Raw genomic sequence first — 22,949 nt, 5'->3', positions numbered from 1 at the left:
ACATGGCCGAACTCCCCGACACCCGCATCGGGACTCTCGAACGCGAGCAGGCGGTCGAGCTCCTGACCCGGCACCTCGGTGAAGGGCGCTTGTCGCTCGCCGAGTTCGGGGATCGCTGCGCGCTCGTGGAGGCGGCCCGCACCAATCACGACCTGGCCGTACTCTTCACCGATCTTCCGGAGCTCGCGGCGCCGCTGCCACAGCCTGCGCGTCGTCGCCTCGTGTGGCTTCTCCTGCCGATCGCGCTCGTCGCCGGCTACTTCTCGTTCGCCGCCGCTGACCTGGTGGCGTGGTTCTTTCCCGTCGCACTCGTTCTGCTCGTCGGCGCGGGGGTCGTGTACCTCGGTACCCGCCGCAGGCGCGCACGCGTACCGGAGTTCCTGCGCAGCGCCGCGCCCGACCTGCCGGGACCGGCGGTGACGCGGACCCCGTCGCGGTTCGGTTACGTCCCCTACGCGCTCGTCCTCCTGGCGCCCGCGCTGATGCTGAGGCAGCCCGTTCTCGTTCTGGCTGCGGCCGGTTTCCTGATCTTCTCGGTGGTCCGGGGCATCGAATAGACGCCCGACTTCACGCTGCGCAAATTCGTGCGTGACACGGGCCGCATCGCGCCCGTAGTGTCGGTATTCAACCGCGGCAACAGTTTTCGCGGAGGATGACATCGAGGAGTGAACAATGGCGGTAATCGCAATTCTGCAGTTGACCTTCAAGCCGGAGGCGGCAGACGCGGCACGTGAGGTCATGAGCCGGGTGCTCAAGGAGACCCGCGCGTTCCCCGGTTGCGTCCGCGTGGACTCCGTCGTCGACGCGCAGGACCCGAACACCTGGCGTTTCATCGAGACCTGGGAGTCGGCAGAGCGCGACGCCGAGTACCGCAAGTTCCGCGCGGGCGAGGGTGCCATCACCGACCTCGGCCCGCTGCTCGCGGGCGCGCCCTCCCTCTCGCTCGGCACCGTCGACGCGGACGTCTGACGGCGACTGCGTAGGCACCACAGACAGCGCACGGGGCAACGGTCCCGTGCGCTGTCGGCGTTCATGGGAACGCGTGCGCGAAACCGTGCCCATCAACTGAGCGAGCGTTATGTAAGCTGACGGGACAATCGTCCGCGACCACTGGAGGCGCCCGATGCCCGACCAGATCCTCCTCACCGCGCAGCACGGCCGTGTCCGCGTCCTCACCCTGAACCGGCCGGAAGCGCGAAACGCATTGTCGGCGGCGTTGATCCGTGACCTCCGCGCAGCTCTCGCCGCCGCGGACGCCGACGACGCCGTAGACGTGGTGGTCCTCACCGGCACCGATCCGGCGTTCTGCGCCGGACTGGACCTGCGGGAACTGGGGGCGAACGCCGACAACCTGGACATCGTCGATGCCGACATCCCGGTCGGGCATCCGTGGCGCCCGCTGACCAAGCCGCTGATCGGCGCCGTCGGCGGTGCTGCGATCACCGGTGGCCTCGAACTGGCCCTCGCGTGCGACTTCCTGATCGCGTCCGAGCGCGCACGTTTCGCGGACACCCACGCCCGGGTCGGGGTGTTGCCCGGGTGGGGACTGACGGCCCGACTGCCCGCGGCCGTCGGCCCCGGTTTCGCCCGCAGGATGAGCCTGTCGGGGAACTTCGTCGACGCCGAGCAGGCGTTGCGCGTCGGCCTCGTCACCGAGGTCGTGCCGCACGAGCGTCTTCTGCCCGCCGCGTTGGAGGTCGCCGCCGCGGTCGCGGGCAACGATCAGCCGGGCGTCCGGACGCTTCTGCGCTCCTACCGCGACGCGGAGTCGCATCTGCTGGATCCGGCGCTGGCGGTCGAGCAGGCGACATCCCGGGCCTGGATGGCGGGCTTCCAGCCGGCGACCGTTGCCGAGCGACGCGCCGCCGTGATCGACCGGGGTAGGGCCCAGAACGCCTGACTCGGTACGTCTGATTTCGTACGTCTGATCCCGCGGCGACAGTGCCGGTGGGACAGCGAGATTGAGGAGAAGCAGCATGGCAGCAGGATTCAACGAACACCTCGGCTTCACCATCACCGACAGCGGACCCGAGCGGGTCGCCGCGACCGTGGTGCTCGGTCCGGAGCATCATCAGCCGTTCGGCATCGTGCACGGCGGCGTGTACTGCGCGATCGTCGAGACTCTCGCGAGCATCGGTGGTTCCGAGTACTGGACGGGCCCCGGCCGCACCGTCGTCGGCGTCAACAACAACACCGACTTCCTGCGCGCGGTCAGCGAGGGCACCCTGTCGGCGGAGGCGCTGCCGATCCATCGCGGGCGCACCCAGCAGTTGTGGGCCGTCACTCTCACCGGTGAGGACGGCAAGCTCGTCGCGCGTGGCCAGGTGCGGCTGGCGAACCTGGAGCGCCCCACCTCGTAGCGTGGATTCGACTCCGGGTGATGCCAGTTGTCCCGGCAGGATGGGTCGTCGTGTGAGAGTGGGCGGATGAATCCCGCCCATCAGCAGCGTGGCCACTCCATCCGGTTCGACTGGGGTCTGACCGGGGCATCTGCGGTCGGCTCCGACGCCGGTGTCGCGGTGGTGGTCGACGTGCTGTCGTTCACCACCACCCTGTCGGTTGCCGCGGACAGGGGGACCGAGGTGTATCCCTATCGGTGGCAGGACGATTCGGCGGGTGAGTACGCGGCCGACCGCGACGCGGTGCTCGCTGTCAGCAGACACGCGGCGGCCGACGGCGAGGTGAGCCTCTCGCCCGGCACCGTCCGCTCGGCCGGCGTGCTGGAGCGGCTGGTCCTGCCGTCCCCGAACGGCTCTTCGATCGCGCATTCGTTGGCCGCCGCGTCGGGGGTCTGCGTCGGGGCCGCGTTGCGGAACGCGTCCGCCGTTGCGTCGTGGATCGCCGAAAACCACGTCGGCGGAACGGCGATCGCCGTGATCGCCGCCGGCGAGCGCTGGCGCGACGGAACCCTGCGGCCTGCTGCCGAGGACGTGTGGGGTGCGGGCGCGGTGATCGCGAAACTGCTCGCGCTCCGGCCCGATCTGGATCCCTCGCCGGAGGCCGAGATGGCGTCGGCGACATGGCTCGCGGTCTCCGGTCGGGTGGGGGAGGCGTTGGAGCGGTGCGCCTCCGGGCGGGAACTCGTCGCCTCCGGCTATCGATCCGATGTCGTGGTCGCGGCTGAGGTCGACGCGAGCTGGGCCGTTCCGGTCCTCGTCGGCGACCGGTTCCTGAACCGGTCGCCGGGTTCGTGACCGGTCAGATCCCGCCCCGCGACACCAGCTGTCCGGCGATGACGTTGCGCTGGATCTCGTTGGTGCCCTCCCCGACGATCATGAGTGGGGCGTCCCGGAAGTAGCGTTCGACGTCGTACTCGGTGGAGTAGCCGTAGCCGCCGTGGATTCGGACCGCGTTGAGCGCGATCTCCATTGCCGCCTCGGACGCGTAGAGCTTCGCCATCCCGGCTTCCATGTCACAGCGTTCGCCGGCGTCGTACTTCTCGGCGGCGTAGCGCGTGAGCTGCCGGGCGGCGGTGAGTTTGGTGGCCATGTCGGCGAGATAGTTGCCGATGGACTGGTGCTTCCAGATCGGCTGCCCGAAACTCTCGCGCTGCTGTGCGTAGGCAAGCGAGTCCTCCAGTGCGGCGGCCGCGACGCCGAGCGCGCGGGACGCGACCTGGATACGGCCGGTCTCGAGGCCCTTCATCATCTGCCCGAAGCCCTTGCCGGGTTCGCCTCCGAGAATGGCAGTGGCCGGGATCCGGTAGTTGTCGAAGGACAGCTCGCAGCTCTCGACGCCCTTGTAGCCGAGTTTGGGCAGGTCCCGCGAGACGGTCAGTCCGGGCCCGTGCTCGACGAGCACGATGGAGATCCCCTTGTGGCGCGGCGTCGCTGCCGGATCGGTCTTGCACAGCAGGGCGATGACACCGGACCGTCGTGCGTTGGTGATCCACGTCTTCGCGCCGCTGATGACGAGGTCGTCGCCGTCGCGCTTGGCGTTGGTCGACATGGCCTGCAGGTCGGAGCCGCCACCCGGTTCGGTCAACGCCATCGTCGCGCGGACCTCGCCGGTTGCCATCCGCGGCAGATACTTCTGCTTCTGTTCCTCGGTCCCGAACAGCCCGATCAGTTTCGCGACGACGGTGTGCCCGCCCATCGCTCCTGACAGTGTCATCCAGCCGCGGGCCAATTCCTCGGTGACCTGCACATAGCAGGGCATCGACACCGGGGCGCCGCCGTACTCCTCGTCGATGGCGAGACCGTAGATACCGATCTTCTTCATCTGGTCGATCCACTGCTCGGGGTACTCGTTCGCGTGCTCGACCTCCTGCACCCTCGGCTTGACCTCGCGGTCGACGAACTCGCGCACCGTTCTGACCAGGAAGGCTTCTTCGGCGTTCAGGTTGTGGCTCACGGCGTCCTCACGATCAGCGGGCAGCATGCTGGGGCAACTTTGTACGGCCATATTCATTGAGGAGTGGTACAAATGTCAATGGCTGTACGTACCGCATTGCCTGCCGAACGTGAGGGATCAACCGTGAAAGCAGTACGCCGCCGAGCAGCGCTGGTTGCGCCCGGCTCCGACGACCGCAAGGCCCGCAAGGCGCTCGCCTCGCAGGCCGACGAGGTGGTCCTCGACCTCGAAGACGCCGTGACGCCGGCCGAGAAGGACGCGGCCCGCGACCTCGCCGTCGCGCTCGCCGCCGAGTTCGGACGCGACCGCACCGTCTCGGTGCGAGTGAACGGGCCCGACACCGAGTGGTTCGCCGCCGACCTCGCCGCCGTGGCAGCGGCACCCGGACTGGCGTCGATCGTGATCCCCAAGGTCGAGTCGGCCGCACCCCTGACGGTCGCTGCCAACGGACTGCCTGCCGGCTGCGACCTTCGCATCCAGGCCCTGGTGGAGACACCCGCAGGCGTCGAGAACATCGGCGAGATCGTCCGTGGTCCGCGAGTGGACTCGGTGATCATCGGCTACGCGGATCTTGGTGCCGCACTGGGGCGTTCGGCGACCGCGCCGCCGCGGCAGTGGCTCTACGTCCAGGATCGGATTCTGCACGCCGCGCGCGCCGCCGGCGTGCAGGCGATCGACGGGCCGCACCTCGGTACCGCTGACGACGAGGAGTTCCGCCGCGCCGCGCACTGGAGCGCCGACCTAGGGTTCGACGGCAAGTGGGTCATCCATCCCGCGCAGATCGCCACGACCATCGACACCTTCACCCCGACCGCCACCCAGATCGAGCACGCCCGCCGCGTTCTCGAGGTGCTGGACGCCGCCGCCGGGCGCGGTGTGGGCGCAGCACTTCTCGACGGCCGGATGCTCGACCAGGCCGTCGCCGTCGCGGCCCGCCGCACCCTCGCCCAGATCGGAGCCTGACCTGTGACCGAACCCGAGTTCACCCGCACCGTCGCCGTCGGCGGACCCTACTTCGACGAACTGGGCGTCGGGCAGGTCTTCGACACCGCGCCCGCCGTCACCCTCACCGACGGGCTCGCCGCCACGCACCACGCGATCCTCGGCGACCGGCTGCGGTTGCCGCTCGACGCCCACCTGTCGACGGCCGTCGCGGGCGGCCCGCTCGCGCATCCAGGCCTGGTCACCGATGTCGCGATCGGCCAGTCCACTCTGGCGACCCACCACGTGAAGGCGAACCTCTTCTATCGCGGACTGCAGTTGCATCGTCTGCCGCTGATCGGCGACACCCTGCGGACCACCACCGAGGTGGTCGGACTCAAGAGCAACTCGGTCAAGCCCGGCCGTGCCGCGACGGGACTTGCGGCACTGCGGATGACGACCGTCGACCAGGACGATCGCACGGTCCTCGACTTCCACCGTTGCGCGATGCTGCCGGTGCATCCAGGGGTTGATCCGGCGACCGTGGTGCGCTCCGCGGACCTGTCCGCGATCGGTTCGGGTGGGAGGCTCGACTGGTCGACGCCCGAGGGGATCGACCTGGCTGCCTTCCGAAATCGGGTTCCCGGAGCACATTTCGACGCCGACCTGGTCGGAACTCGATTCACCTCCAGCGGTGACGTCGTCACCAGCGCGCCCGAGCTCGCGCGGCTGACGCTCAACATCGCCGCCACCCACCACGACGAGCGGGTCGGTGCCGCAGGCCGACTCGTCTACGGCGGGCACACGATCGGCGTCGCGCTCGGGCAGGCCGCACGCGCCTTGCCGAACATGGTTACGGTCCTCGGTTGGCAGTCGTGCGATCACACCGGACCCGTCGCGGAGGGCGACACCCTCACCAGCGACCTGTACGTCGTGTCGGCGACGCCGCTGTCCGGGGGCGGCGGCACCCTCGACCTGAGGTCGATCGTGCACGTGCACCGGGGCGGCTCAGAGCCTGCGCCGGTGCTGGACTGGCGGTTCACGGCGCTGTTCGCCTGAGGAACGGACGAATCAGTTCGGCGCGTCCCGGACCTCTTCCTCGTCGCGTCCGTCGATGAGGAAGGGGCGCGCGTTGACGACGTGCTTGCGCCAGTGCGAGAAGGCGCCGTCGGCGTCGCGGGCGCGTAGCAGGCGGATCAGGCGGCGGCAGGAGCGGACCGCGAGCTTCAGGTTCGCCGCGTACAGCTCACGTTCCTCGGACGTCTCGAGGACCGCGGGGCCGGTGTCGTGTCGGGTCAGTTCGAAGAGCATCCCCGCGGTGATCGCGAGCGGTGCGTTGCCGGACAGCTGAACCACCCGCAGGTGGAACGCCGACAGTCCCGCGACCAGCGTCTTCGACGCGTAGGACGCGGGCAGGTCCTCCTCGACCATCCGGGCCAGTTCGTCGAAGTCCTCGTCGGTGCCCGCCACCGCGAGGACGCGGGCCGCGTCGGGTTCGACGGCCTCGCGGGCCACGAACAGGTCGGCGACCGTCGTACCGGACAGTTCCATCAGCAGGGCCGCGGGCCGGGCCACGACCTCGGGGCCGGGGACGCACACGCGGGCGCCGGATCGTGATCCGCGCCGGACCGCAACGAGGCCGTCGGATTCGAGTACGCGGATCGCTTCCCGCAATGTCGGTCTGCTGATGGCGAAGCGGTCCATCAGATCGGCTTCGTGGGGTAGGTGGTCGCCGTCCTTCAGCGCCCCGTCGATGATCATCTTGCGCAGTGTGTTCGCGACGATCTCGGCGGTTTTCGGCGTCCGGATCGGCCTGGTGGCGGCGCTGGGGGAGTGAAAGACCGGCGCAAACGTCTTGTCAGCCACCGGTGCCCTCCCGCCAGTGCGTCCGCCTCGCCCGGACGTCGTCCACTCAGTAAACCATCTGGGGTTCAGCGGCCGAACGCGTCGGCGTCGCCGTGCGTCCAGGTTCGTCGCACCGCGTCGGCGGACGGCGTCGCCAGCACATCGGCGAGAGGACCGTGCAGCAGTACCAGGTCCGCGTCGGCGCCCACCACGACGCGGCGCGGCGCACCGCCCGGATCGGTTGCGGGTGCGAGGTAGCCGTCCAGTGCCTCCGCGGCGGTGAGCCGCTCGCCCGCGCCGACGGTCGCGCCGGTGCGGGCCCGACGGTCCACGGCCGCGGCCATCACCTGCCACGGGTCCAGCGGTCCGTAGGGTGCGTCGCTGGACAGGGCGAGGGGGATGCCCGAGTCGACGAGTGACCGGCACCGGTACAGGTCCGGCAGGTCGACCGGGTCGACGTCGCGCAGGTAGTCGTCGCCCCGGTCGCAGAGGAACCCGGGTTGGGTGACGACCCGCAGCCCGAGAGCTCTTATGCGCGTGAGTGTTTCACGGGGAACCAACGCGCCGTGTTCGATCCGGTCTCCGGGAATCGTGCCGATGTCGTCGAGCGCGACGAGCAGGATCAGCAGGGCCTCGCGGCTCACACAGTGCACCGCGACGGGACGGCCGACGGCATGCGCGGCGGCGATCGTGTCCGCGAGGGTGGACAGTTCGGGCAGACCGGAGTCCGCGAGCACGATCTTGTACGGACCGACTGTCAGATGCCGTGTGCCGGGGACGTGGCCACACAGCGGAGCCCCGAGCAGGTGCACCCGTTGCGGCAGCTCGCCGGACGTCATCGCGTCCGAGATCGCGCTCTGCGACTCCGGCGCCAGGTCCGGGGTCGCGTCCGTCACCGAGGTGATCCCGAAATCCGTCAGTGCCGCCCCGACCGTCGCAAGCGACGGTGGCCGAGTCGCGGGCAGGCGGGTTCGCAGCCAGCTGTCCGCCCGCCACACCCGGCCGGTCGGTTCGCCCGTGCCGTCCCGCTCGGCCCCCGGATGGTCCGTGGTCGCGAGCCCGGCCGCGCGGGCCGCCGCCGAGTTGAGCATCCACATCGCCCCGCTGCGGTGCTGGATCCGGACCGGCCGGTCCGGGCAGAGCCGGTCCAGGGCAGCGGCATCGAGGTCACCGGCGACCGACTCCACGTACCCGACCCCGCGCACCCACCCCGCGGGGTCCGCGGGCGCCGACGCGAGGGCGTCGCGTAGTGCATCCCGGGTGGTCACCGCGGGCGGCCCGCAGCGCACCGACACCGCGTCGGCCGCGGTCGCGTGCAGGTGCAGGTGATGATCGGTGAGGCCGGGGATCAGGGCGCCGCCTGCCGCGCCGACCACCTCGGCGCCGCGGCGGGACAGGCCGTGCCCGAGTTCGACCACCCGGCCGCCCTCGACGCGGACATCGACGCCGGCGAGGCCGTCGACCTCGGCATCCACGATCAGCAGCGGCTCGGTCACAGCGTCGACACTCCCGAGGTCCGGATGCCCAGTGAACGCAGCACCGTGGCGGTGTCGCGGCCGAGTTCCGGGGCCTCCCCGGTCGCCGGGCGGGTCCGCGGTTTGACGATCTCGGCCACCCCGTTCTCGGTGTCGACCACCCAGCGGTGCCCGTCCTGCCGGGCGGTGGGGGACGCCTCCCGGGAGTCGGTCAGGGTGGCGGCCACGACATCGGTCATGGACACCTCGATCAGCCGTCCCGGCGCATCGGCGGAGCAGGCGAGCGCGGCCGCGGCGAGGCCGGTCAGGGGATCGGCGATCGCGTCGCCCACGAACATCGGTCCGTCGGCGTCACGGGCCACCAGGCCGGCCGCGGCCGCGACGTCGTCACCGAATCCGACACGCCCGCTTGCCCGCCCGGCCGCGGTGATCGACACCCAGGTCGTGCCCCGCGCCACCGATTCCTCGGCGTCGAGCCCGAACCCGGCCAGCGCGCGCGGGCGCGACGCCTCGACGACGACGTCGGCGGCGGCCACCAGTTCCGACAGAGCGGCACGGTCCGCGGGCCGGCCGGGATCGAGGCACACGGATTCGTGGCCGCCGTGCAGCAGGGCGTAGAAGCCGGGGTTCCCGCGACGTGCACCGTCCGGCCGCGACGGCGTCTCGACCTTCACCACCCGCGCCCCCGCCAGACCGAGGAGGTGCGCGCACAGCGGCGCCGCCCACAGCGACCCGAAGTCCACGACGAGCAGTCCGTCCACCGACCGCGGGGGAGCGAGGGGCAGCGGCTCCGGCGGGGTGGGCGGCTGCACGGGAGCCGCGGCGATCCCGAGCATCTCCGCGCGATCGGCGAGTTCGGCACCCGAATGGGACGCCAGCCACGCCGTCACCGCGGGCCACGGATCTGCCGGGTCCACCTCTGCGCAGATGAGCGCCCCCAGCAGCGCCGGGTCGTCGGGACGGGCGCAGGACACCGCAGCCAAGCCGTCGGCCGTGCGGAGCAGCCTGCCGCTGCCGCCGACGGTCGCGGCATCCCCGGGCGGCACGAGCGGTGGCCCGTCCGGGCGACCGGTGAGCGCCGCGACACCGGACTCCGCCCAGTCACGTACCCGGCGGGACGGGGGAGTCTCGGCAGCGGGCCCGATCGTACGGCGGGCACCGCCCGCTGCCGGTGGACCGTTGTCGTGCAGGTGGGACTGCCCAGCGCGGCGCGATCGTCTGGCACGCTGGGGCGATGGGCCTGTTTGTCGTCACCCCTGCCGCGCTCGCCGACGGGGCCGCCGATCTGCCGCTGCTCACCGACGACGCCGCGGTCGACGAGCCGCTGGTCGTCGTGGACCTCGACGCCGACGTCGACGCGGCCACCGCCGCACGCGCCGTGTACCGGGCACGTACCCCGGTGCGGCTGCTGGTCGGGCTCCGCACCCGACCGGAGCCGCTCACGCCCGAACAGCTCGCGGTTGCCGCGGCGCTCGACACCACCGTCGCCCCGCTCGGGTCGGCGTCGCAGACGCCGGTGGTCGCCGCGCCCGATCCCGTGTCCGCTCTGGACGACCTGGTGGGTGCCGTCGCGGACCAGGAGCATGCGGCGATGGTCCTCGCGCATGTGCTCCGGGCATCGGAAACGCTGTCGGTTCCGGAGGCCCTCGACGTCGAATCCCTCGGCTATTCCACACTTCTCGGGACGCCCGGGTTCCGGCGGTGGATCGTCGGCCGGGGGCCACGGCCGCTGCCGCCGCCGTCCCCGCAGCAGCCGGTGCTCGTCGACCGGGACGGCGACCGCCTGCACATCACCCTCAACCGGCCGGAACGCCGCAACGCCGCAACGCGTACGGCGCCGAGGTCCGCGACGGTCTCGTCGAGGCGCTGCGCCTCGCGTTGGCCGATGACACCATTACCTCCGTCCTGCTCGACGGCGCGGGCCCGGTGTTTTCGGCGGGCGGCGACCTCGACGAGTTCGGTACCACTCCCGACCTGGGGACCGCGCACCTGATCCGGACGAGAGCCGGGGCCGCGCTACCGGTCGCCGCGCTCGCCGACCGCGTCGAGGTCCGCGTGCACGGCAGCTGCGTGGGAGCGGGCATCGAGGTGCCCGCCTTCGCATCCCGCATCGTCGCCGCGCAGGGCACCGTGTTCCGGCTGCCCGAGGTGTCGATGGGACTGATCCCCGGGGCAGGCGGCTGCGTCAGCATCCCGCGCCGGATCGGGCGGCACCGTGCCTACTGGCTGTGCGTCACCGGCGCCGCACTCGACACCGAGACGGCGCTCGCGTGGTCGTTGATCGACGAGATCAGCCGCTGATCAACTCCCACAGGCCATCTCCGCCCGCGACGGCGGCGGCGCTGGTGAGGGCGTCGTCCCAGGAGCGCAGCGAGCCGAACTCGCCGCGCCACGACAGCAGCCTGTTGGTGAACCGGTGCAGGTCGTGCTCGGCGGTGAACCCGATGGCGCCCATCGCCTGATGGGCGTTGCGGACGACCGTCGCGGTGGCGTGCCCGGTGCAGGATCGTGCCGCCGCGATCGCGAACTCGGTTGCCGTGGAATCGAATCCGTGGGTGAGGACCGCGGCGACAGCGGCCTCGGTGGCGGCGCGGCCGAGCGCGTCGTGGGTGGCGATGTCCGCGACGAGATGCTGAACGGCCTGGAACGCGGCGACGGGCCGGCCGAACTGGGTTCGGGTGGTCGTGTGAGCGACGACGATGTCGAGTACCCGGCCCGACGCCCCGGTCATCGCCAGCGCTCGGGCCAGTGCGCCGCGCAGGTGCAGCTCCCGTGCGACGGTGCCCGCGGTCGCGACCCCGCTCCGGGATGCCGGGTCGACGGTCACCCGGTCCCGGGGCTCACCGGCGAGGTTGGTGCCCTCGACGAGATCGACGTCCGTGCGTTCGACCTGCCCGACCCGCCAGCCGTCGCCGCTCGGCCACAGCAGCACCAGCAGGTCGGCAGTCCGCGCCCACGGAACATGATGTGCGACACCGTCGGATCCGAGCACCGCGACCGTGCGCACCGTACCGGCGTGAACCGGGTCCAGTCCTGCGGAGTCGGCGAGCCAGCCGGCGAGCAGGTCGTTCTCCGCGAGGGGAGCGGGTGCGGCGCTCGCGCCGGCGGCGGCCAGGAGGACGGCTGCCTCGGTCCAGTCGCCGCCGCTGCCGCCCACGTCCTCGGTGCCGGTCAACCGGGTCAGGCCGAGGTCCGTCAGCGTCTTCCACAGGGTCGGGTCGAAATCCGGTGCCGTCCCGGCGGTTTCGAAGACCTCGTCCAGCATGCGGGTCAGGTCGTCCAGTTCGGTGCTCACCGCATCCCCAGTCCCCGCGCGATCACGCCGCGCAGAATCTCACTCGTTCCACCGCGGAGGGTGAATCCCGGCCGCTGCATCGCTCCCGCGTCGACGAGTTCTCTGAAGGCGGCGGGGGCGTCCTCGTCGCTCAGTTCGGCGGCGAGATCCGCGACGTCTCCCTCGGTGGCGGTGCCGAGCACCTTCACGACCGACGCCGCGACGTCCGCCTTCTCCCGACGCTCGAGCGCCTCCGACACTGCCGTCGACATGTGGTGCAGGCCGACGAGCCGGCCGACAAGGGCCCCGACCCGCGGATCGGCGGGCATCCGGCCCGCCGCGATCTCGTCGACCGTCGCTCCGAGCAGCGTGAACGTGGACAGGAACCGTTCCGGTCCGCTGCGTTCGTAGCCGAGTTCGGACGTGACCTGCGCCCACCCGTCACCGATCGTGCCGAGCACCAGTTCGTCGGGGACGACGACGTTGTCCAGCAGCACCTCGTTGAAGTGGTGATCGCCGGACATCGACAGGATCGGCCGGATCGTGACACCGGGGGAGTCGAGGAGCACGATGAACTGGCTGAGTCCGTCGTGTCGGTGTGCCGGGTCGAGCGGCGCGGACCGGGCGAGCGCGAAGAAGGCGTCCGCGTGGTGCGCGCCGGACGTCCACAGCTTGGTTCCGGTGATCGCCCAGCCGCCGTTCACGCGCACCGCCTTCGTACGGACGCTCGCCAGGTCGGATCCCGACTCCGGCTCGGACATGCCGATGGCCCAGCAGATCTCGCCGCGCGCGATTCCGGGCAGGAACCGCCGCTTCTGCTCCTCGGTGCCGTACTTGAGTAACGACGGAGCCGCCTGCCGGTCGGCGACCCACTGGGCGGCGACGGGAGCACCCACCGCAAGCAGTTCCTCGGTGACGACGAACCGTTCCATGAACGTCCTGCCGTGACCGCCGTACTCGGTGGGGATCGTCATGCCGACCCAGCCGCGTTCGGCGAGCGCTCGGGTGAACTCCGGGTCCCAGCGCGTCAGCCACGTGTCGACGCCGGGGATGAAGACGCCTGCGTCGATCTGCTCGCGCAGGAAGGCGCGGACCTCGGCGCGCAGAGTCTCGGTCGCGGGATCGGGTGTGGTCGCCGCCGGGACCAGCGGTGAGTGCATGTGTCCTCCGGAAGGTGTGCGCTGCGGGTGTCTACAGTCCCAGGTCCTTCGAGATGATCGTCTTCATCACCTCGCTGGTTCCACCGTAGATCCTGCTCACCCGGGTGTCCTCGTAGAGACGGGCGATCGGGTACTCCTGGATGTACCCGTATCCACCGTGCAGTTGCAGGCACTTGTCGATGACGCGTCCCGCCATCTCCGTGCAGAACAGTTTCGCCCGCGCCGCGTCCGGTACCGACAGTTCGCCCGCGTCGAGGGCGAGCAGTGCCTGGTCGACATAGATCCGGGCCGCCTGGACCTCGGCGGAGCACTCCGCCAGCACGAACTTGGTGTTCTGGAAGTCGGCGACCGGTCGGCCGAACACGGTGCGCTCCTTCACGTATGCGGTGGCGTGTCCGATCGCGGCTTCGGCGTGCGCGACACCGTTGAGCGCGATGCTCAGTCGTTCCTGGGGCAGGTTGTGGGTGAGGTAGCCGAACCCGGCTCCCTCCTCACCGAGCAGGTTCTCGACCGGAACCCTGACATCGCTGTACGACAGTTCGGCGGTGTCCTGCTGTCGCAGGCCGATCTTCTTCAGCTTGCGTCCGACGGTGAATCCCTCCGACTCGGTGGGGACACAGATGATCGACAGGCCCGCACGCCGGTCGTCCGCGTCGAACGGTGCGGTGCGGCACACCGTCAGCACCAGGTCGGCGGTCGCGCCACCCGTGATGAACGTCTTGGCGCCGTTGACGATCCAGTGGCTTCCGTCATCGGACAGACGGGCGGTGGTGGCGATGTTGGCGAGGTCCGACCCGGTGCCCGGCTCGGTCATCGCGATCGCCGTCATCAGGTGGCCGGAGGCGAAGTCGGGCAGCCACCGCTTGCGCTGCTCGTCAGTGCCGTACTCCATCAGGTACGGCAGGATCAGGCAGCAGTGCACCGTGTACGAGCCGAACGAGACGCCTGCCTTGGCGATCTCCTCGAACACGATGCTGTTGTAGATGAAGCTCGACTCGCCACCGCCGCCGAACTCCTCCGGTACCTGGACTCCGAGGATGCCGAGTTCGCCGAGTCGGTGGAAGAACTCGCGCGGCGGGTTGCCCGCCTCGTCCCACTCCTCGCGGTGCGGCGCCACCTCCTTGGCGATGAAATCGCGGACCATGGAACGGAACTCGTCGTGCTCGGGTCGGAGGATGCTTCGTTGCATCGGGGTCTCGATTCAGTCGGTGGTGCGGGCGTCAGATGCGGTAGCTGCGCAGGACGCCCTTACTGATGATGGTCTTCTGGATCTCGCTGGTGCCCTCGCCGATGAGCAGGAACGGGGCCTCGCGCATCAGCCGCTCGATCTCGTACTCCTTGGAGTAGCCGTAGCCGCCGTGGATGCGGAAGCTCTCCTGCGTCACCTCGGCGCAGTACTCGCTGGCGAGGTACTTCGCCATCCCGGCCGCGACGTCGTTGCGTTCGCCGGAGTCCTTGAGCCGGGCCGCATTGACCATCATCAGGTGCGCGGCCTCGACCTTGGTGGCCATCTCCGCGAGCTTGAACGCGATCGCCTGATGTTCGACGATCTGCTTCCCGAACGTCGTGCGCTGCTGGGCGTAGCGGGCGGCGAGTTCGAAGGCGCGGATCGCGATCCCGCAGGCGCGGGCGGAGACGTTGACGCGTCCGACCTCGACGCCGTCCATCATGTGGCCGAACCCGAGCCCCGGTGTGCCGCCGAGGATGTCGTCGGCCGACGCGCGGTAGCCGTCGAAGACCAGCTCCGTGGTGTCGATGCCCTTGTAGCCCATCTTGTCGATCTTCCCGGGGATGGTGATGCCGGGGACGACCTCGCCGAAGCCTGCGGGCTTCTCGATCAGGAACGTCGTCAGGTTCTGGTGTGCCCTGTCGGCGCCCTCGTCCGTCTTCACCAGCGCGGCGACGAGAGTCGAGCTGCCGCCGTTCGTCAGCCACATCTTCTGGCCGTTGATCACGTAGCCGTCGCCGTCGCGGGTGGCGCGCGTGCGGATCGCCGCGACGTCGGATCCGAGCTCGGGTTCCGACATCGAGAACGCGCCGCGGACCTCACCGGTCGCCATGCGCGGCAGGTAGTGCTGCTTCTGCGCTTCGGTGCCGTGCTGGCGGATCATGTACGCGACGATGAAGTGGGTGTTGATGACACCGGAGACGCTCATCCAGCCGCGCGCCAGTTCCTCGACGCACAGCGCGTAGGTGAGCAGTGACTCGCCGAGGCCGCCGTACTCCTCCGGGATCATCAGACCGAACAGGCCCATCTCCCGCATCCGGTCGACGATCGCCTGCGGGTAGGTGTCCGAGTGCTCGAGTTCCTGCGCGTTCGGGATGATCTCCTTGTCCACGAATGTCCGCACCGCACCGAGGATGTCGGACTGGAACTCGGTCAGTCCGGGGGTCTGGGCGAGTCTGGTCATGCGTGGTCCTTCGTCTCTCTCGGGGCGAAATTGTCCATTGCGGCCTTCGCCGCGGCGACCTTCACGACTCCGCGGCCGGTGAGGTCGGCGAGGCGATCGGCATCCAGCCCGAGACGCGTGGTGAGCACCTCGGCGGTGTCGTCACCGTTCGCCGGCGCGGGCCGGGGCGCGGCGCGGCCGCCGTCGATCGACATCGGCAGGCCGGCGGCGAGGTGCGGTCCGATTCGCGGCTGGTCCAGCACGGAGAACATCGGGTTGTCGGTGACCAGCGGGTCGGCGGCCAGTTCGCGGAACGTCCGATACCGTTCGTGCAGAACCGAACTCGACGCCAGCGCGGCGGTTGCTTCCTCCGCGGTGTGTTCCAGAAACCACGAGCGGATCAGGCTGGACAGGGTGTCTCGGTGTCGAAACCGTGTCCCCTCGTCGCGGAAGTCCACGCCGAGAGCGGTTTCCAGTGCCTTGACGGCATCGGTCGTTCCGGTCAGACCGGTCAGATCCGCGAAATGTCGCGGGGTCAGGGCCACGAGCATGAAGCGGACGCCGTCGGAGGTCACGACGTCGGTGCCGAACGTGCCGTACACGGCAGTACCGAGCCGCTCGCGGTCGGGGCCGCCGAACTGGGCTTCCGCCAGGTAGCCGAGGTTGCCGACGGTCGCCAGCGCAACATCCTCGAGGGGTAGCACGATGCGCGCGCCCTGGCCGGTCGCGTCACGACGACGGATCGCGGACGACACAGCCAGGGCCGTGTACAGGCCCGCGGCGATGTCCCAGGCGGGGAGGACGTGGTTCACGGGGGAGGACGTTCCGACGGGTCCGGTGACGAGCGGAAACCCCATGGCGGCGTTGACGGTGTAGTCCACCGCGGCTCCGCCGTTCGCGCGGCCCAGCAGTTGGACGTGCACCAGGTCGGGGCGGCGCGCGGCGAGCGTGTCGTAGTCCATCCAGTCGCGGCCGGCGACGTTGGAGATCAAGACGCCCGCGTCGACGACCAGGTCGGCGATCAGCGCCTGAGCCTCGGGGTCGCGGAAGTTCGCGGCCAGCGACCGCTTGCCCTTGTTCAGGCTCGCCCAGTAGATCGACTCCCCGTCCGAGGTCAGCGGCCAGCGTTTGTAGTCGGCGGCGCCGCCGATCGGGTCGACGCGCGTGACGTCGGCGCCGAGCTGGCCGAGCGTCATCCCGGCGAGCGGAACCGCGACGAAGCTGGACACCTCGACGATCCGGGTGCCCGTCAGGGGCTGTGTCGTGGGGTCGGTCACCGGGTGCACTCCTTTGCCTGAACCAGTTCGCGTCGTGGTCTGTGGCGCGTCGCAACGTGCCCCGTCCATCGTGCCCCGATATCGAGCCGGTGCCCCCTCACACTTGCCTATCGGCGGGTTAGCGGGTGCCAATGAACGCGGCGTTCATAGCCTGCGCCTATGTCGCGTATCCGTGGAAAGTCATTGCCCGGTGCGCGCGGCGCGTGCTTGATTCGACTGCAGTGCTTCGGCGGACGTCGAGCCGACCTCGAAAGTGAAAGGCAAAGCACACCAATGGAGCTCAAGGGAACCTCGGTCGCCGTCACCGGCGGCGCCTCCGGGCTGGGTCTGGCCACCGCACGCCGGCTCGTCGACGCGGGCGCACTCGTCACGATCGTCGACCTGCCGACCTCCGACGGGACGGAGGTCGCGAAGGAGCTCGGCGGTCCCACCGAGTTCGTCGCCGCCGACATCACCGACGCGGAGCAGTTCGCCGCGGCACTGGACGTCGCCGATGCGAAGGACGGCCTGCGCGGAGTCGTGCACTGCGCGGGCGCGGGCCGCCGGATGCGCATCCTCGACAAGGACGGCAACGCCGGTTCGCTCGAGGATTTCGAGTTCGTGATCAGGCTGAATCTGATCGGATCGTTCAACGCGCTGCGTCTCGGCGCCGAGCGCATCGCGCGCCAGGACGAGCGGGACGGCGAGCGCGGCGCGATCGTCATGACGGCGTCGGTCGCCGCCTTCGAAGGGCAGATCGGGCAGATCAACTACAGCGCATCGAAGGGCGGCGTGGTCGGTATGACGATCGTCGCGGCCCGCGACCTCGCAGGCAAACGCATCCGCGTCAACACCATCGCCCCCGGCATCATGGACACCCCGCTGCTGGCCCGGCTGCGCGACGACGTGCGCGCGGGACTCGAGGCGTCGGTGCCGAACCCGTCGCGGCTCGGCAGTCCCGCCGAGTTCGGGCATCTGGCGTGCTCGATCCTCGAGAACGGCTATCTCAACGGGGAGACGATCCGCCTCGACGGCGCGATCAGGATGGCGCCGCGTTAGGGCGACTTGGCCCTGGCGGGAGCGACCGTGTAGCTCGCGGCGACAACGCCCCACAGGGCAACCACGACGCCGAGCGTTCGGATCCAGTCCGTGAGGGCGGCGGTGCGGGAGGGGTCGTCGACGAAGGTGATCGCGGCGAACAGCAGTCCACACGCAATCGCCGACGCCACCACCGCCTTGCCGAATTCGCGCCACTCCCGCACGGCCCGTGCCCGGCCGTATCGGGGCGGCTTCGCGGGTGCGGGCGCTCCGGCGAACCGGTGCGCGAACCGGCCGTCTGCCCACCGAATGATGCTGTGGCCGAAGGCGACCGAGAACCCGATGTAGGCGGCGGCGAGACCGTGACTCCACGACGCGGTGCTGCCGCTTCGGAGGTCGATCGCGGTGGCGACGAGCAGGACGACGTCCACAAGGGGGGCGCCGATGAGAAGCGCAGTGCCGACCGAGGGCAGACGCAAGAGGTAGCGCGCGATCAGGCCGGCTCCGAGGAACACCCAGAACAGGATCTCGCACGCAACGATCAGCTGGACGATCACAACCATTCCCCCATTTCTGTCACGACTGTACTAGCGATGTCCCGAACGCTAGCACGACTGTGTTAGTTTTGATTCGTGGTGAAGCGCCCTGACCCCGAGGAGCGTCGCGAGGAGATCGCCGACGCCGTACTGCGAGTGATCCGGCGGGCCGGTGTCGGCGCCGCGAGCGTGCGGACCGTCGCAGAAGAGGCCGGCATGTCCACGGGCTCACTCAGACACTTCTTCGGTACGCAGTCCGAACTGCTGCTGTTCGCGATGGAACTGGTGATCCGCCGGGTCACCGAGCGCATCGCGGACATCGAGCCAACGGGTGAACTGCTTGTCGACGCGCGGGTCCTCGTCGACCAGTTCGTCCCTCTCGACGACACCCGTCGGGTGGAGATGGACGTGTGGCAGTCGTTCGTCGTCGCGGCACGAACCGATCCCACTCTCGCGGAGGTTCGAGACCGCAGTGACGAGGCGGTGTACGACGCGATGCTGCAGGTCACCACGGCACTGCAGGATGCGGGGATTCTGCGCGGGGCGTCGGCGGAGGTCGAGGCGATGCGGCTGCACGCTCTGGTCGACGGGCTCGCGGCCCACGGTGTCAACCATCCCCGTCGAATGGACGCCGCCCGGATCGGTGCCGTGCTCGACGCGCACATCGATGCGTTGGTGGCGGGCGGCAGCCCCTAGGCGCGACCCCGAACGAGGTCGGCGAACGCCTGCCCGACCGGGGACAGCGTGGCCGCGTCGAACGCGACCCCGAAGGACCGGGTGATCGGGGGTTCGACGGGCCGAACCACGGCGCGGTCGGCGACCGCCTCCGCGAGGGACCGCTCGATGATGGTTCCGCCGATTCCGGCGAGCACCATGGGGATTCGGGCCTCCCTGTGCTCCACGAGCACTGCCAGGTCGGGCCGCACCCCGGCGTCGCGAATCGCCTCCTGGATCTCGTCGGCGACGGACGGCCCCTGCGGCACGAACACCATCGGAATGTCGGGCAGGTCCGCCAGTGGAATCGGCCCGTCCGGCAGCGGTGTCCCCGGCGGGTACGCCAGCCAGTACTCCTGACTGCCGATCTCGATCACCTCGAGTCGCGGGTCGTCGATCGGAAGGTGGGCGACGACGAACTCGCTGTGACCGTCCCGGATCAGTGCTGCCGCTGTCGACTCCTCGACCATCTCGCCGAATCCGACGACGACGTCGGGGTATTCGCGCCGGAACTCTGCCACCAGCGGCACCACCTCGGGTGCCAGCGCCGGGAACGCGGTGATGTCGAGGTGCCCGGTGAGCCCGCCCTCGAACGCACCAAGCATGTCGTGCACCGCCGTGATGTCGCGGAGGATCTTGCGCGCAGGCCCGACGAGGCTGCGCCCTGCCGCGCTGAGCACCATCCCGCGACCGACCCGCACGAACAGCGCGACGCCGAGTTCTCGTTCGAGCCCGCGCAATGCCTGCGAGATCGTCGGTTGCGCCACCCCGAGCGCAGCGGCGGCACCGCCGATGCCCTCGTGTTCGGCGACGGAAAGGAAGTAGGCGAGTTCGCGGCGCTCCATCAGCCGGCCTCCGTGCCGCGGCACGCGTCGACGGCGGCCTCCACGAACGCCTCCGCGGCGGGGGAGGCGGGACCGGACCGAAGCACCAACCCGACCTGTCTGGTCAGCGGCGGATGCACGCGACGGATCGTGGCACCGGGGATGTGCTGTTCCGCCACCGACCGCGGTACGACAGCGACGCCCGCGCCGCGGGAGACAAGATCCCAGGTCGCGGTCGGGTGTGCGCAGTCGACGACCACGGCGGCGTCGTCGCCGAGCGACTCGACGATCGGATTCGTGCCGCCGCGCCCGGAGACGTCGAGAATCAGCGGCAGCGCCCGCACCTGCTCGTGTGGCGCGGGGTCGGGGACGTCGCCCGCCAGCGCAGGCGGCAGGGCCAACACCATCTCCTGTGTCACCAGCGGCACCGTCCGCAGCGACGCCGTGTCCGTCGTCGCCAGGTCGACGATCCCGATCTCCGCCGAGCCGCGCCGGAGCCCGGCGAGCACACCGAGAACGCCCGGGGTGTCGTGGATGCGCACTGTGACGTGCGGATGCCGGTCCCGGAACCGGCGCACCACGCGCACCATCGGATCGATGGAGAACGTGGAAGAGGCGATGACGTCGACCCGTCCGGCGTCGAGTTCGCGGACCGCCGCGACCCGCTCCTTGGCGCGTTCGACGTCGGACAGGATCTGCCGGGCTGCGACGTCGAGTCTGCGGCCGTCCTCGGTCAGTTCGAGTTGGCGTCCGCTGCGGTCGAACAGGGTCGTGCCGAGGCGGCGTTCGAGGGTGCGGATCGCCTGCGAGAGGGACGGCTGCGAGATGTAGAGGGCGTTGGCTGCCTTCGTGATGCCGCCATGGTCGACCACCGCGACGAAGTAGGCGGCGAGGTGCAGATCCACCGGACCATCGTAGAACCGGCGGAGCCCGGCCCGTGTCACGGCCCGGCGGCTGCGTCCGGACCGGGGCGAGGCCGCAGCGCGACCGGGTCGCCGTGATGCCGGACGAAGACGTCCCGGACGTCGTCGGTGATGGGCCAGGGCCTGCCGGTCAGGCGGTCGACCAGGACGATCGTCGCCTCGGACGACACTGCCGCCTGCGCCGTCGGATCGGACTGGTCGGCGATGGTGGCGGCGACGGAGAAGCTGGAGCGCCCGATGTGACTGATCCACAGCGACACCAACAGGGGTTCATGCGTGTACCAGAGTTCGCTGGTGTACTCGACGGTCTGCTGCCCTATCAGCATCCGGGCCCGCTCGCCGAGGACCTCCAGGATGCCGTCGACGTAGCCGACGCGGCCGGGCCGGGCGTGCCCGAGGAAGACCGTGCGGGCCTCCTCGAGCACACCGACCGTCGACGCGTTGCCGACGTGCCCCGACGGGCTCAGGTCCTGCTGCCGGAGGTGGACGGTCACCCGACGCGTGACCGGGTGACCGTCCACCCGCCCGGCGACGGTCATGGCACGATCAGCGTCACGACTTCGGCGACGCAGGCCGGCTTGTCGGAGCCCTCGATCTCGACGACGAACTTCGTGGTCAGGAATGCTCCCGAATCCTTGCGGTCGAGCGCGACCGGCGTCGCGGTCGCCCGGATCCGGGATCCGACGCGGACCGGGGACGGGAAGCGAACCTTGTTGCTGCCGTAGTTGACCCGTGCCGAGCCCGTGCCGATCGTGTACAGGCCGCCGCCGAGGATCGGTAGCAGCGAGAGCGTCAGGTAGCCGTGCGCGATGGGCGCGCCGTACGGCCCGGACGCCGCCAGCTCGGGGTCGACGTGGATCCACTGGTGGTCGCCGGTGGTGTCGGCGAAGGCATCGATCCGGTCCTGCTCGACGGTCAGCCACTCGCCGGGGCCGAGGGGCTCGCCGAGTGCGGCGTCCAGCGCGTCGAGGCTGTCGAAGGTCGTTGTCACGTCACGCCACCTTTTCGAAGATCGCGGCCAGGCCTTGGCCGCCGCCGATGCACATCGTCTCGAGACCGTATCGGCCACCGCGGCGGTGCAATTCGCGGGCCAGGGTGCCGAGCATGCGCACCCCGGTCGCGCCGACGGGATGGCCGAGGGAGATACCGGATCCGAGGACGTTGGTGCGGTCCTGGTCGGCGTCGGTGAACTTCCACTCGCGCATCACGGCCAGTGCCTGCGCGGCGAACGCCTCGTTGAGTTCGATGAGGTCGATGTCGGAGAGTGTCAGATTCGCTTTGCGCAGCGCCACTTCCGTGGCCGGGACGGGTCCGATGCCCATGACCTTCGGAGCGACACCGGCCAGGCCCCAGGACACCAGCTTCACCAGAGGACGCAGTCCGAGTTCGGCCGCCTTCTCCGGTGTGGTGACGATGCACATCGCGGCGGCGTCGTTCTGGCCGCTGGCGTTGCCCGCGGTGACGGTCGCGGCCGGATCGGATTTCGCCAGGACCGGCTCGAGCGCGGCGAGCGACTCCATCGTGGTGTCGGCGCGGGGGTGCTCGTCGGTGTCGACGACGGTGTCGCCGCGCCGACCGGGCACCGTGACCGGCACGATCTCTTCCGCGAGCAGACCCGACTGCTGCGCGGCGACCGCGCGAAGGTGCGAGTTCATCGCGAGCCGGTCCTGCTCCTCGCGGGGAATCGCATACTCGCGGCGCAGGTTCTCGGCCGTCTCCAGCATCCCGCCGGGGACGGGGTGGTGGCGACCGCCCGCGGTCTCGCGGGCGCGCGCCAGGCCGTCGTGAATCCGCACTCCGCCGCGGGAGCCGCCCCACCGCATGTCGACGGAGTAGAACGCCGCGTTGCTCATGGACTCGGTTCCGCCCGCGACGACGAGGTCGTTGTCGCCGGCCGCCACCTGCATCGCCGCCTGGATCACGGCCTGCAGGCCGGAGCCGCAGCGACGGTCGACGTGCATGCCGGGCACGGTGACGGGCAGTCCGGCGTCGAGTGCGACGACGCGGCCGATGGCGGGGGCCTCGCTGTTGCCGTTGCAGTGGCCGAGGATCACGTCCTCGATGTCGCCGGGCGCGATGCCGGTGCGCTCGATCATGCCCCGCAATGCGGTGACACCGAGGTCGACGGCGGTGAGGGCCTTGAACGTTCCGCCGTAGCGACCGATCGGGGTACGCACCGGCTCGCAGATCACTGCTTCACGCATGGTGATGTCTCCTTCGAGTGGGTGAATCAAGCTTTG

Annotated in this window: 24 protein-coding genes and 1 pseudogene; 10 read left to right on the top strand and 15 right to left on the bottom strand. The window is 70.2% G+C overall.

Going from position 1 to position 22,949, the window contains the following annotated elements:
- Positions 1-2 precede the first annotated feature (2 nt).
- The 5 genes from RHCRD62_RS10375 (at position 3) to RHCRD62_RS10355 (ending at position 3,194) form a co-directional block, all read left to right on the top strand.
- On the top strand, positions 3-557 hold the full coding sequence (locus RHCRD62_RS10375; RefSeq protein WP_050064648.1) for a DUF1707 SHOCT-like domain-containing protein: 555 nt from the start codon (positions 3-5) through the stop codon (positions 555-557).
- 115 nt (positions 558-672) lie between these two features.
- Positions 673-969, top strand: coding sequence for a putative quinol monooxygenase (locus tag RHCRD62_RS10370; RefSeq protein ID WP_050064647.1), 297 nt, complete (start codon positions 673-675; stop codon positions 967-969).
- Between the two features lie 154 nt (positions 970-1,123).
- Positions 1,124-1,900 carry an enoyl-CoA hydratase gene (locus tag RHCRD62_RS10365; protein ID WP_050064646.1) on the top strand — a complete coding sequence of 259 codons (777 nt, stop codon included), beginning with the start codon at positions 1,124-1,126 and terminating at the stop codon, positions 1,898-1,900.
- Between the two features lie 76 nt (positions 1,901-1,976).
- On the top strand, positions 1,977-2,360 hold the full coding sequence (locus RHCRD62_RS10360) for a PaaI family thioesterase (protein ID WP_050064645.1): 384 nt from the start codon (positions 1,977-1,979) through the stop codon (positions 2,358-2,360).
- 66 nt (positions 2,361-2,426) lie between these two features.
- Entirely contained in the window at positions 2,427-3,194 is a 768-nt protein-coding gene (locus tag RHCRD62_RS10355; RefSeq protein WP_050064644.1) for a 2-phosphosulfolactate phosphatase, read from the top strand.
- Positions 3,195-3,198: 4 nt separating this feature from the next.
- On the opposite strand, the gene RHCRD62_RS10350 is transcribed toward RHCRD62_RS10355, so the two are convergent.
- Positions 3,199-4,380: an acyl-CoA dehydrogenase family protein gene (locus RHCRD62_RS10350; protein WP_050064643.1), complete on the bottom strand. Its 1,182-nt coding sequence runs from the start codon at positions 4,378-4,380 to the stop codon at positions 3,199-3,201.
- A gap of 51 nt (positions 4,381-4,431) precedes the next feature.
- On the opposite strand from RHCRD62_RS10350, the gene RHCRD62_RS10345 reads away from it, so the two are divergent.
- Entirely contained in the window at positions 4,432-5,316 is an 885-nt protein-coding gene (locus RHCRD62_RS10345) for an HpcH/HpaI aldolase/citrate lyase family protein (protein WP_050064642.1), read from the top strand.
- Positions 5,317-5,319: 3 nt separating this feature from the next.
- The gene (locus tag RHCRD62_RS10340; RefSeq protein ID WP_050064641.1) at positions 5,320-6,333 is read left to right on the top strand and encodes a MaoC family dehydratase; all 1,014 of its coding nucleotides are present in this window, start codon (positions 5,320-5,322) and stop codon (positions 6,331-6,333) included.
- A 12-nt stretch (positions 6,334-6,345) separates the two neighbouring features.
- On the opposite strand, the gene RHCRD62_RS10335 is transcribed toward RHCRD62_RS10340, so the two are convergent.
- The 3 genes from RHCRD62_RS10335 to RHCRD62_RS10325 all read right to left on the bottom strand — a co-directional run bounded on the left by RHCRD62_RS10335 (position 6,346) and on the right by RHCRD62_RS10325 (position 9,739).
- Positions 6,346-7,140: a FadR/GntR family transcriptional regulator gene (locus RHCRD62_RS10335; RefSeq protein ID WP_050064640.1), complete on the bottom strand. Its 795-nt coding sequence runs from the start codon at positions 7,138-7,140 to the stop codon at positions 6,346-6,348.
- Between the two features lie 65 nt (positions 7,141-7,205).
- Entirely contained in the window at positions 7,206-8,615 is a 1,410-nt protein-coding gene (locus tag RHCRD62_RS10330; protein ID WP_050064639.1) for an amidohydrolase family protein, read from the bottom strand.
- Positions 8,612-9,739: a CoA transferase gene (locus tag RHCRD62_RS10325; protein WP_050064638.1), complete on the bottom strand. Its 1,128-nt coding sequence runs from the start codon at positions 9,737-9,739 to the stop codon at positions 8,612-8,614. The genes RHCRD62_RS10330 and RHCRD62_RS10325 overlap by 4 nt, the downstream gene beginning before the upstream one ends.
- An 89-nt stretch (positions 9,740-9,828) precedes the next feature.
- Here RHCRD62_RS10325 and RHCRD62_RS10320 point away from each other — a divergent pair.
- A pseudogene (locus RHCRD62_RS10320) lies at positions 9,829-10,895 on the top strand (enoyl-CoA hydratase/isomerase family protein).
- Here RHCRD62_RS10320 and RHCRD62_RS10315 read toward each other — a convergent pair.
- Genes RHCRD62_RS10315 through RHCRD62_RS10295 form a run of 5 tightly spaced genes read right to left on the bottom strand, consistent with a single transcriptional unit; the run spans position 10,885 to position 16,695 of the window.
- Positions 10,885-11,859: an acyl-CoA dehydrogenase family protein gene (locus tag RHCRD62_RS10315; RefSeq protein WP_050065201.1), complete on the bottom strand. Its 975-nt coding sequence runs from the start codon at positions 11,857-11,859 to the stop codon at positions 10,885-10,887. The pseudogene RHCRD62_RS10320 and the gene RHCRD62_RS10315 overlap by 11 nt on opposite strands.
- A gap of 26 nt (positions 11,860-11,885) precedes the next feature.
- Positions 11,886-13,028, bottom strand: a complete 1,143-nt coding sequence (locus tag RHCRD62_RS10310; protein WP_050064637.1) for an acyl-CoA dehydrogenase family protein — start codon at positions 13,026-13,028, stop codon at positions 11,886-11,888.
- Positions 13,029-13,059: 31 nt separating this feature from the next.
- The gene (locus RHCRD62_RS10305; protein WP_050064636.1) at positions 13,060-14,217 is read right to left on the bottom strand and encodes an acyl-CoA dehydrogenase family protein; all 1,158 of its coding nucleotides are present in this window, start codon (positions 14,215-14,217) and stop codon (positions 13,060-13,062) included.
- Positions 14,218-14,248: 31 nt separating this feature from the next.
- On the bottom strand, positions 14,249-15,439 hold the full coding sequence (locus tag RHCRD62_RS10300; protein WP_050064635.1) for an acyl-CoA dehydrogenase family protein: 1,191 nt from the start codon (positions 15,437-15,439) through the stop codon (positions 14,249-14,251).
- Positions 15,436-16,695 carry a CoA transferase gene (locus tag RHCRD62_RS10295; protein ID WP_084734249.1) on the bottom strand — a complete coding sequence of 420 codons (1,260 nt, stop codon included), beginning with the start codon at positions 16,693-16,695 and terminating at the stop codon, positions 15,436-15,438. Before RHCRD62_RS10295 ends, RHCRD62_RS10300 begins: the two co-directional genes overlap by 4 nt.
- Positions 16,696-16,968: 273 nt before the next feature.
- On the opposite strand from RHCRD62_RS10295, the gene RHCRD62_RS10290 reads away from it, so the two are divergent.
- Positions 16,969-17,733, top strand: coding sequence for an SDR family NAD(P)-dependent oxidoreductase (locus RHCRD62_RS10290; protein ID WP_050064633.1), 765 nt, complete (start codon positions 16,969-16,971; stop codon positions 17,731-17,733).
- Here RHCRD62_RS10290 and RHCRD62_RS10285 read toward each other — a convergent pair.
- Entirely contained in the window at positions 17,730-18,275 is a 546-nt protein-coding gene (locus RHCRD62_RS10285) for a hypothetical protein (protein ID WP_253277279.1), read from the bottom strand. The two genes, RHCRD62_RS10290 and RHCRD62_RS10285, sit on opposite strands and share 4 nt — an antisense overlap.
- Before the next feature lie 69 nt (positions 18,276-18,344).
- Here RHCRD62_RS10285 and RHCRD62_RS10280 point away from each other — a divergent pair, with 69 nt between their 5' ends.
- Positions 18,345-18,944 carry a TetR/AcrR family transcriptional regulator gene (locus RHCRD62_RS10280; protein WP_050064632.1) on the top strand — a complete coding sequence of 200 codons (600 nt, stop codon included), beginning with the start codon at positions 18,345-18,347 and terminating at the stop codon, positions 18,942-18,944.
- Here the strand turns inward: RHCRD62_RS10280 and RHCRD62_RS10275 are convergent.
- From RHCRD62_RS10275 to RHCRD62_RS10255, 5 genes are read right to left on the bottom strand one after another with little or no spacing between them, the layout of a single operon-like run.
- Positions 18,941-19,807 carry a LysR family transcriptional regulator gene (locus RHCRD62_RS10275; RefSeq protein ID WP_050065199.1) on the bottom strand — a complete coding sequence of 289 codons (867 nt, stop codon included), beginning with the start codon at positions 19,805-19,807 and terminating at the stop codon, positions 18,941-18,943. The genes RHCRD62_RS10280 and RHCRD62_RS10275 overlap by 4 nt on opposite strands.
- On the bottom strand, positions 19,807-20,691 hold the full coding sequence (locus RHCRD62_RS10270) for a LysR family transcriptional regulator (protein ID WP_050065198.1): 885 nt from the start codon (positions 20,689-20,691) through the stop codon (positions 19,807-19,809). The genes RHCRD62_RS10275 and RHCRD62_RS10270 overlap by 1 nt, the downstream gene beginning before the upstream one ends.
- A gap of 35 nt (positions 20,692-20,726) precedes the next feature.
- On the bottom strand, positions 20,727-21,248 hold the full coding sequence (locus RHCRD62_RS10265; RefSeq protein ID WP_050064631.1) for an acyl-CoA thioesterase: 522 nt from the start codon (positions 21,246-21,248) through the stop codon (positions 20,727-20,729).
- On the bottom strand, positions 21,245-21,700 hold the full coding sequence (locus RHCRD62_RS10260; protein WP_050064630.1) for a MaoC family dehydratase: 456 nt from the start codon (positions 21,698-21,700) through the stop codon (positions 21,245-21,247). Before RHCRD62_RS10260 ends, RHCRD62_RS10265 begins: the two co-directional genes overlap by 4 nt.
- A gap of 1 nt (position 21,701) precedes the next feature.
- A complete protein-coding gene (locus tag RHCRD62_RS10255) occupies positions 21,702-22,913 on the bottom strand; it encodes an acetyl-CoA C-acetyltransferase (RefSeq protein ID WP_050064629.1) in 1,212 nt (403 codons plus the stop codon).
- Positions 22,914-22,949: the final 36 nt, after the last annotated feature.

The organism is Rhodococcus sp. RD6.2, assembly GCF_001040705.1.
Classification (GTDB): domain Bacteria; phylum Actinomycetota; class Actinomycetes; order Mycobacteriales; family Mycobacteriaceae; genus Rhodococcus_G.
This window is presented reverse-complemented; position numbering and strand designations above follow the sequence as displayed.

Coding starts and splice junctions, on each gene's coding strand:
- RHCRD62_RS10365 (WP_050064646.1), top strand. CDS start 1,124: ATGCCCGACCAGATCCTCCTCACCGCGCAGCACGGCCGTGTCCGCGTC.
- RHCRD62_RS10265 (WP_050064631.1), bottom strand. CDS start 21,248: ATGACCGTCGCCGGGCGGGTGGACGGTCACCCGGTCACGCGTCGGGTG.
- RHCRD62_RS10255 (WP_050064629.1), bottom strand. CDS start 22,913: ATGCGTGAAGCAGTGATCTGCGAGCCGGTGCGTACCCCGATCGGTCGC.
- RHCRD62_RS10275 (WP_050065199.1), bottom strand. CDS start 19,807: ATGGAGCGCCGCGAACTCGCCTACTTCCTTTCCGTCGCCGAACACGAG.
- RHCRD62_RS10300 (WP_050064635.1), bottom strand. CDS start 15,439: ATGACCAGACTCGCCCAGACCCCCGGACTGACCGAGTTCCAGTCCGAC.
- RHCRD62_RS10355 (WP_050064644.1), top strand. CDS start 2,427: ATGAATCCCGCCCATCAGCAGCGTGGCCACTCCATCCGGTTCGACTGG.
- RHCRD62_RS10310 (WP_050064637.1), bottom strand. CDS start 13,028: ATGCACTCACCGCTGGTCCCGGCGGCGACCACACCCGATCCCGCGACC.
- RHCRD62_RS10375 (WP_050064648.1), top strand. CDS start 3: ATGGCCGAACTCCCCGACACCCGCATCGGGACTCTCGAACGCGAGCAG.
- RHCRD62_RS10305 (WP_050064636.1), bottom strand. CDS start 14,217: ATGCAACGAAGCATCCTCCGACCCGAGCACGACGAGTTCCGTTCCATG.
- RHCRD62_RS10370 (WP_050064647.1), top strand. CDS start 673: ATGGCGGTAATCGCAATTCTGCAGTTGACCTTCAAGCCGGAGGCGGCA.
- RHCRD62_RS10350 (WP_050064643.1), bottom strand. CDS start 4,380: ATGCTGCCCGCTGATCGTGAGGACGCCGTGAGCCACAACCTGAACGCC.
- RHCRD62_RS10345 (WP_050064642.1), top strand. CDS start 4,432: ATGGCTGTACGTACCGCATTGCCTGCCGAACGTGAGGGATCAACCGTG.
- RHCRD62_RS10315 (WP_050065201.1), bottom strand. CDS start 11,859: ATGCTGGACGAGGTCTTCGAAACCGCCGGGACGGCACCGGATTTCGAC.
- RHCRD62_RS10290 (WP_050064633.1), top strand. CDS start 16,969: ATGGAGCTCAAGGGAACCTCGGTCGCCGTCACCGGCGGCGCCTCCGGG.
- RHCRD62_RS10285 (WP_253277279.1), bottom strand. CDS start 18,275: ATGGTTGTGATCGTCCAGCTGATCGTTGCGTGCGAGATCCTGTTCTGG.
- RHCRD62_RS10360 (WP_050064645.1), top strand. CDS start 1,977: ATGGCAGCAGGATTCAACGAACACCTCGGCTTCACCATCACCGACAGC.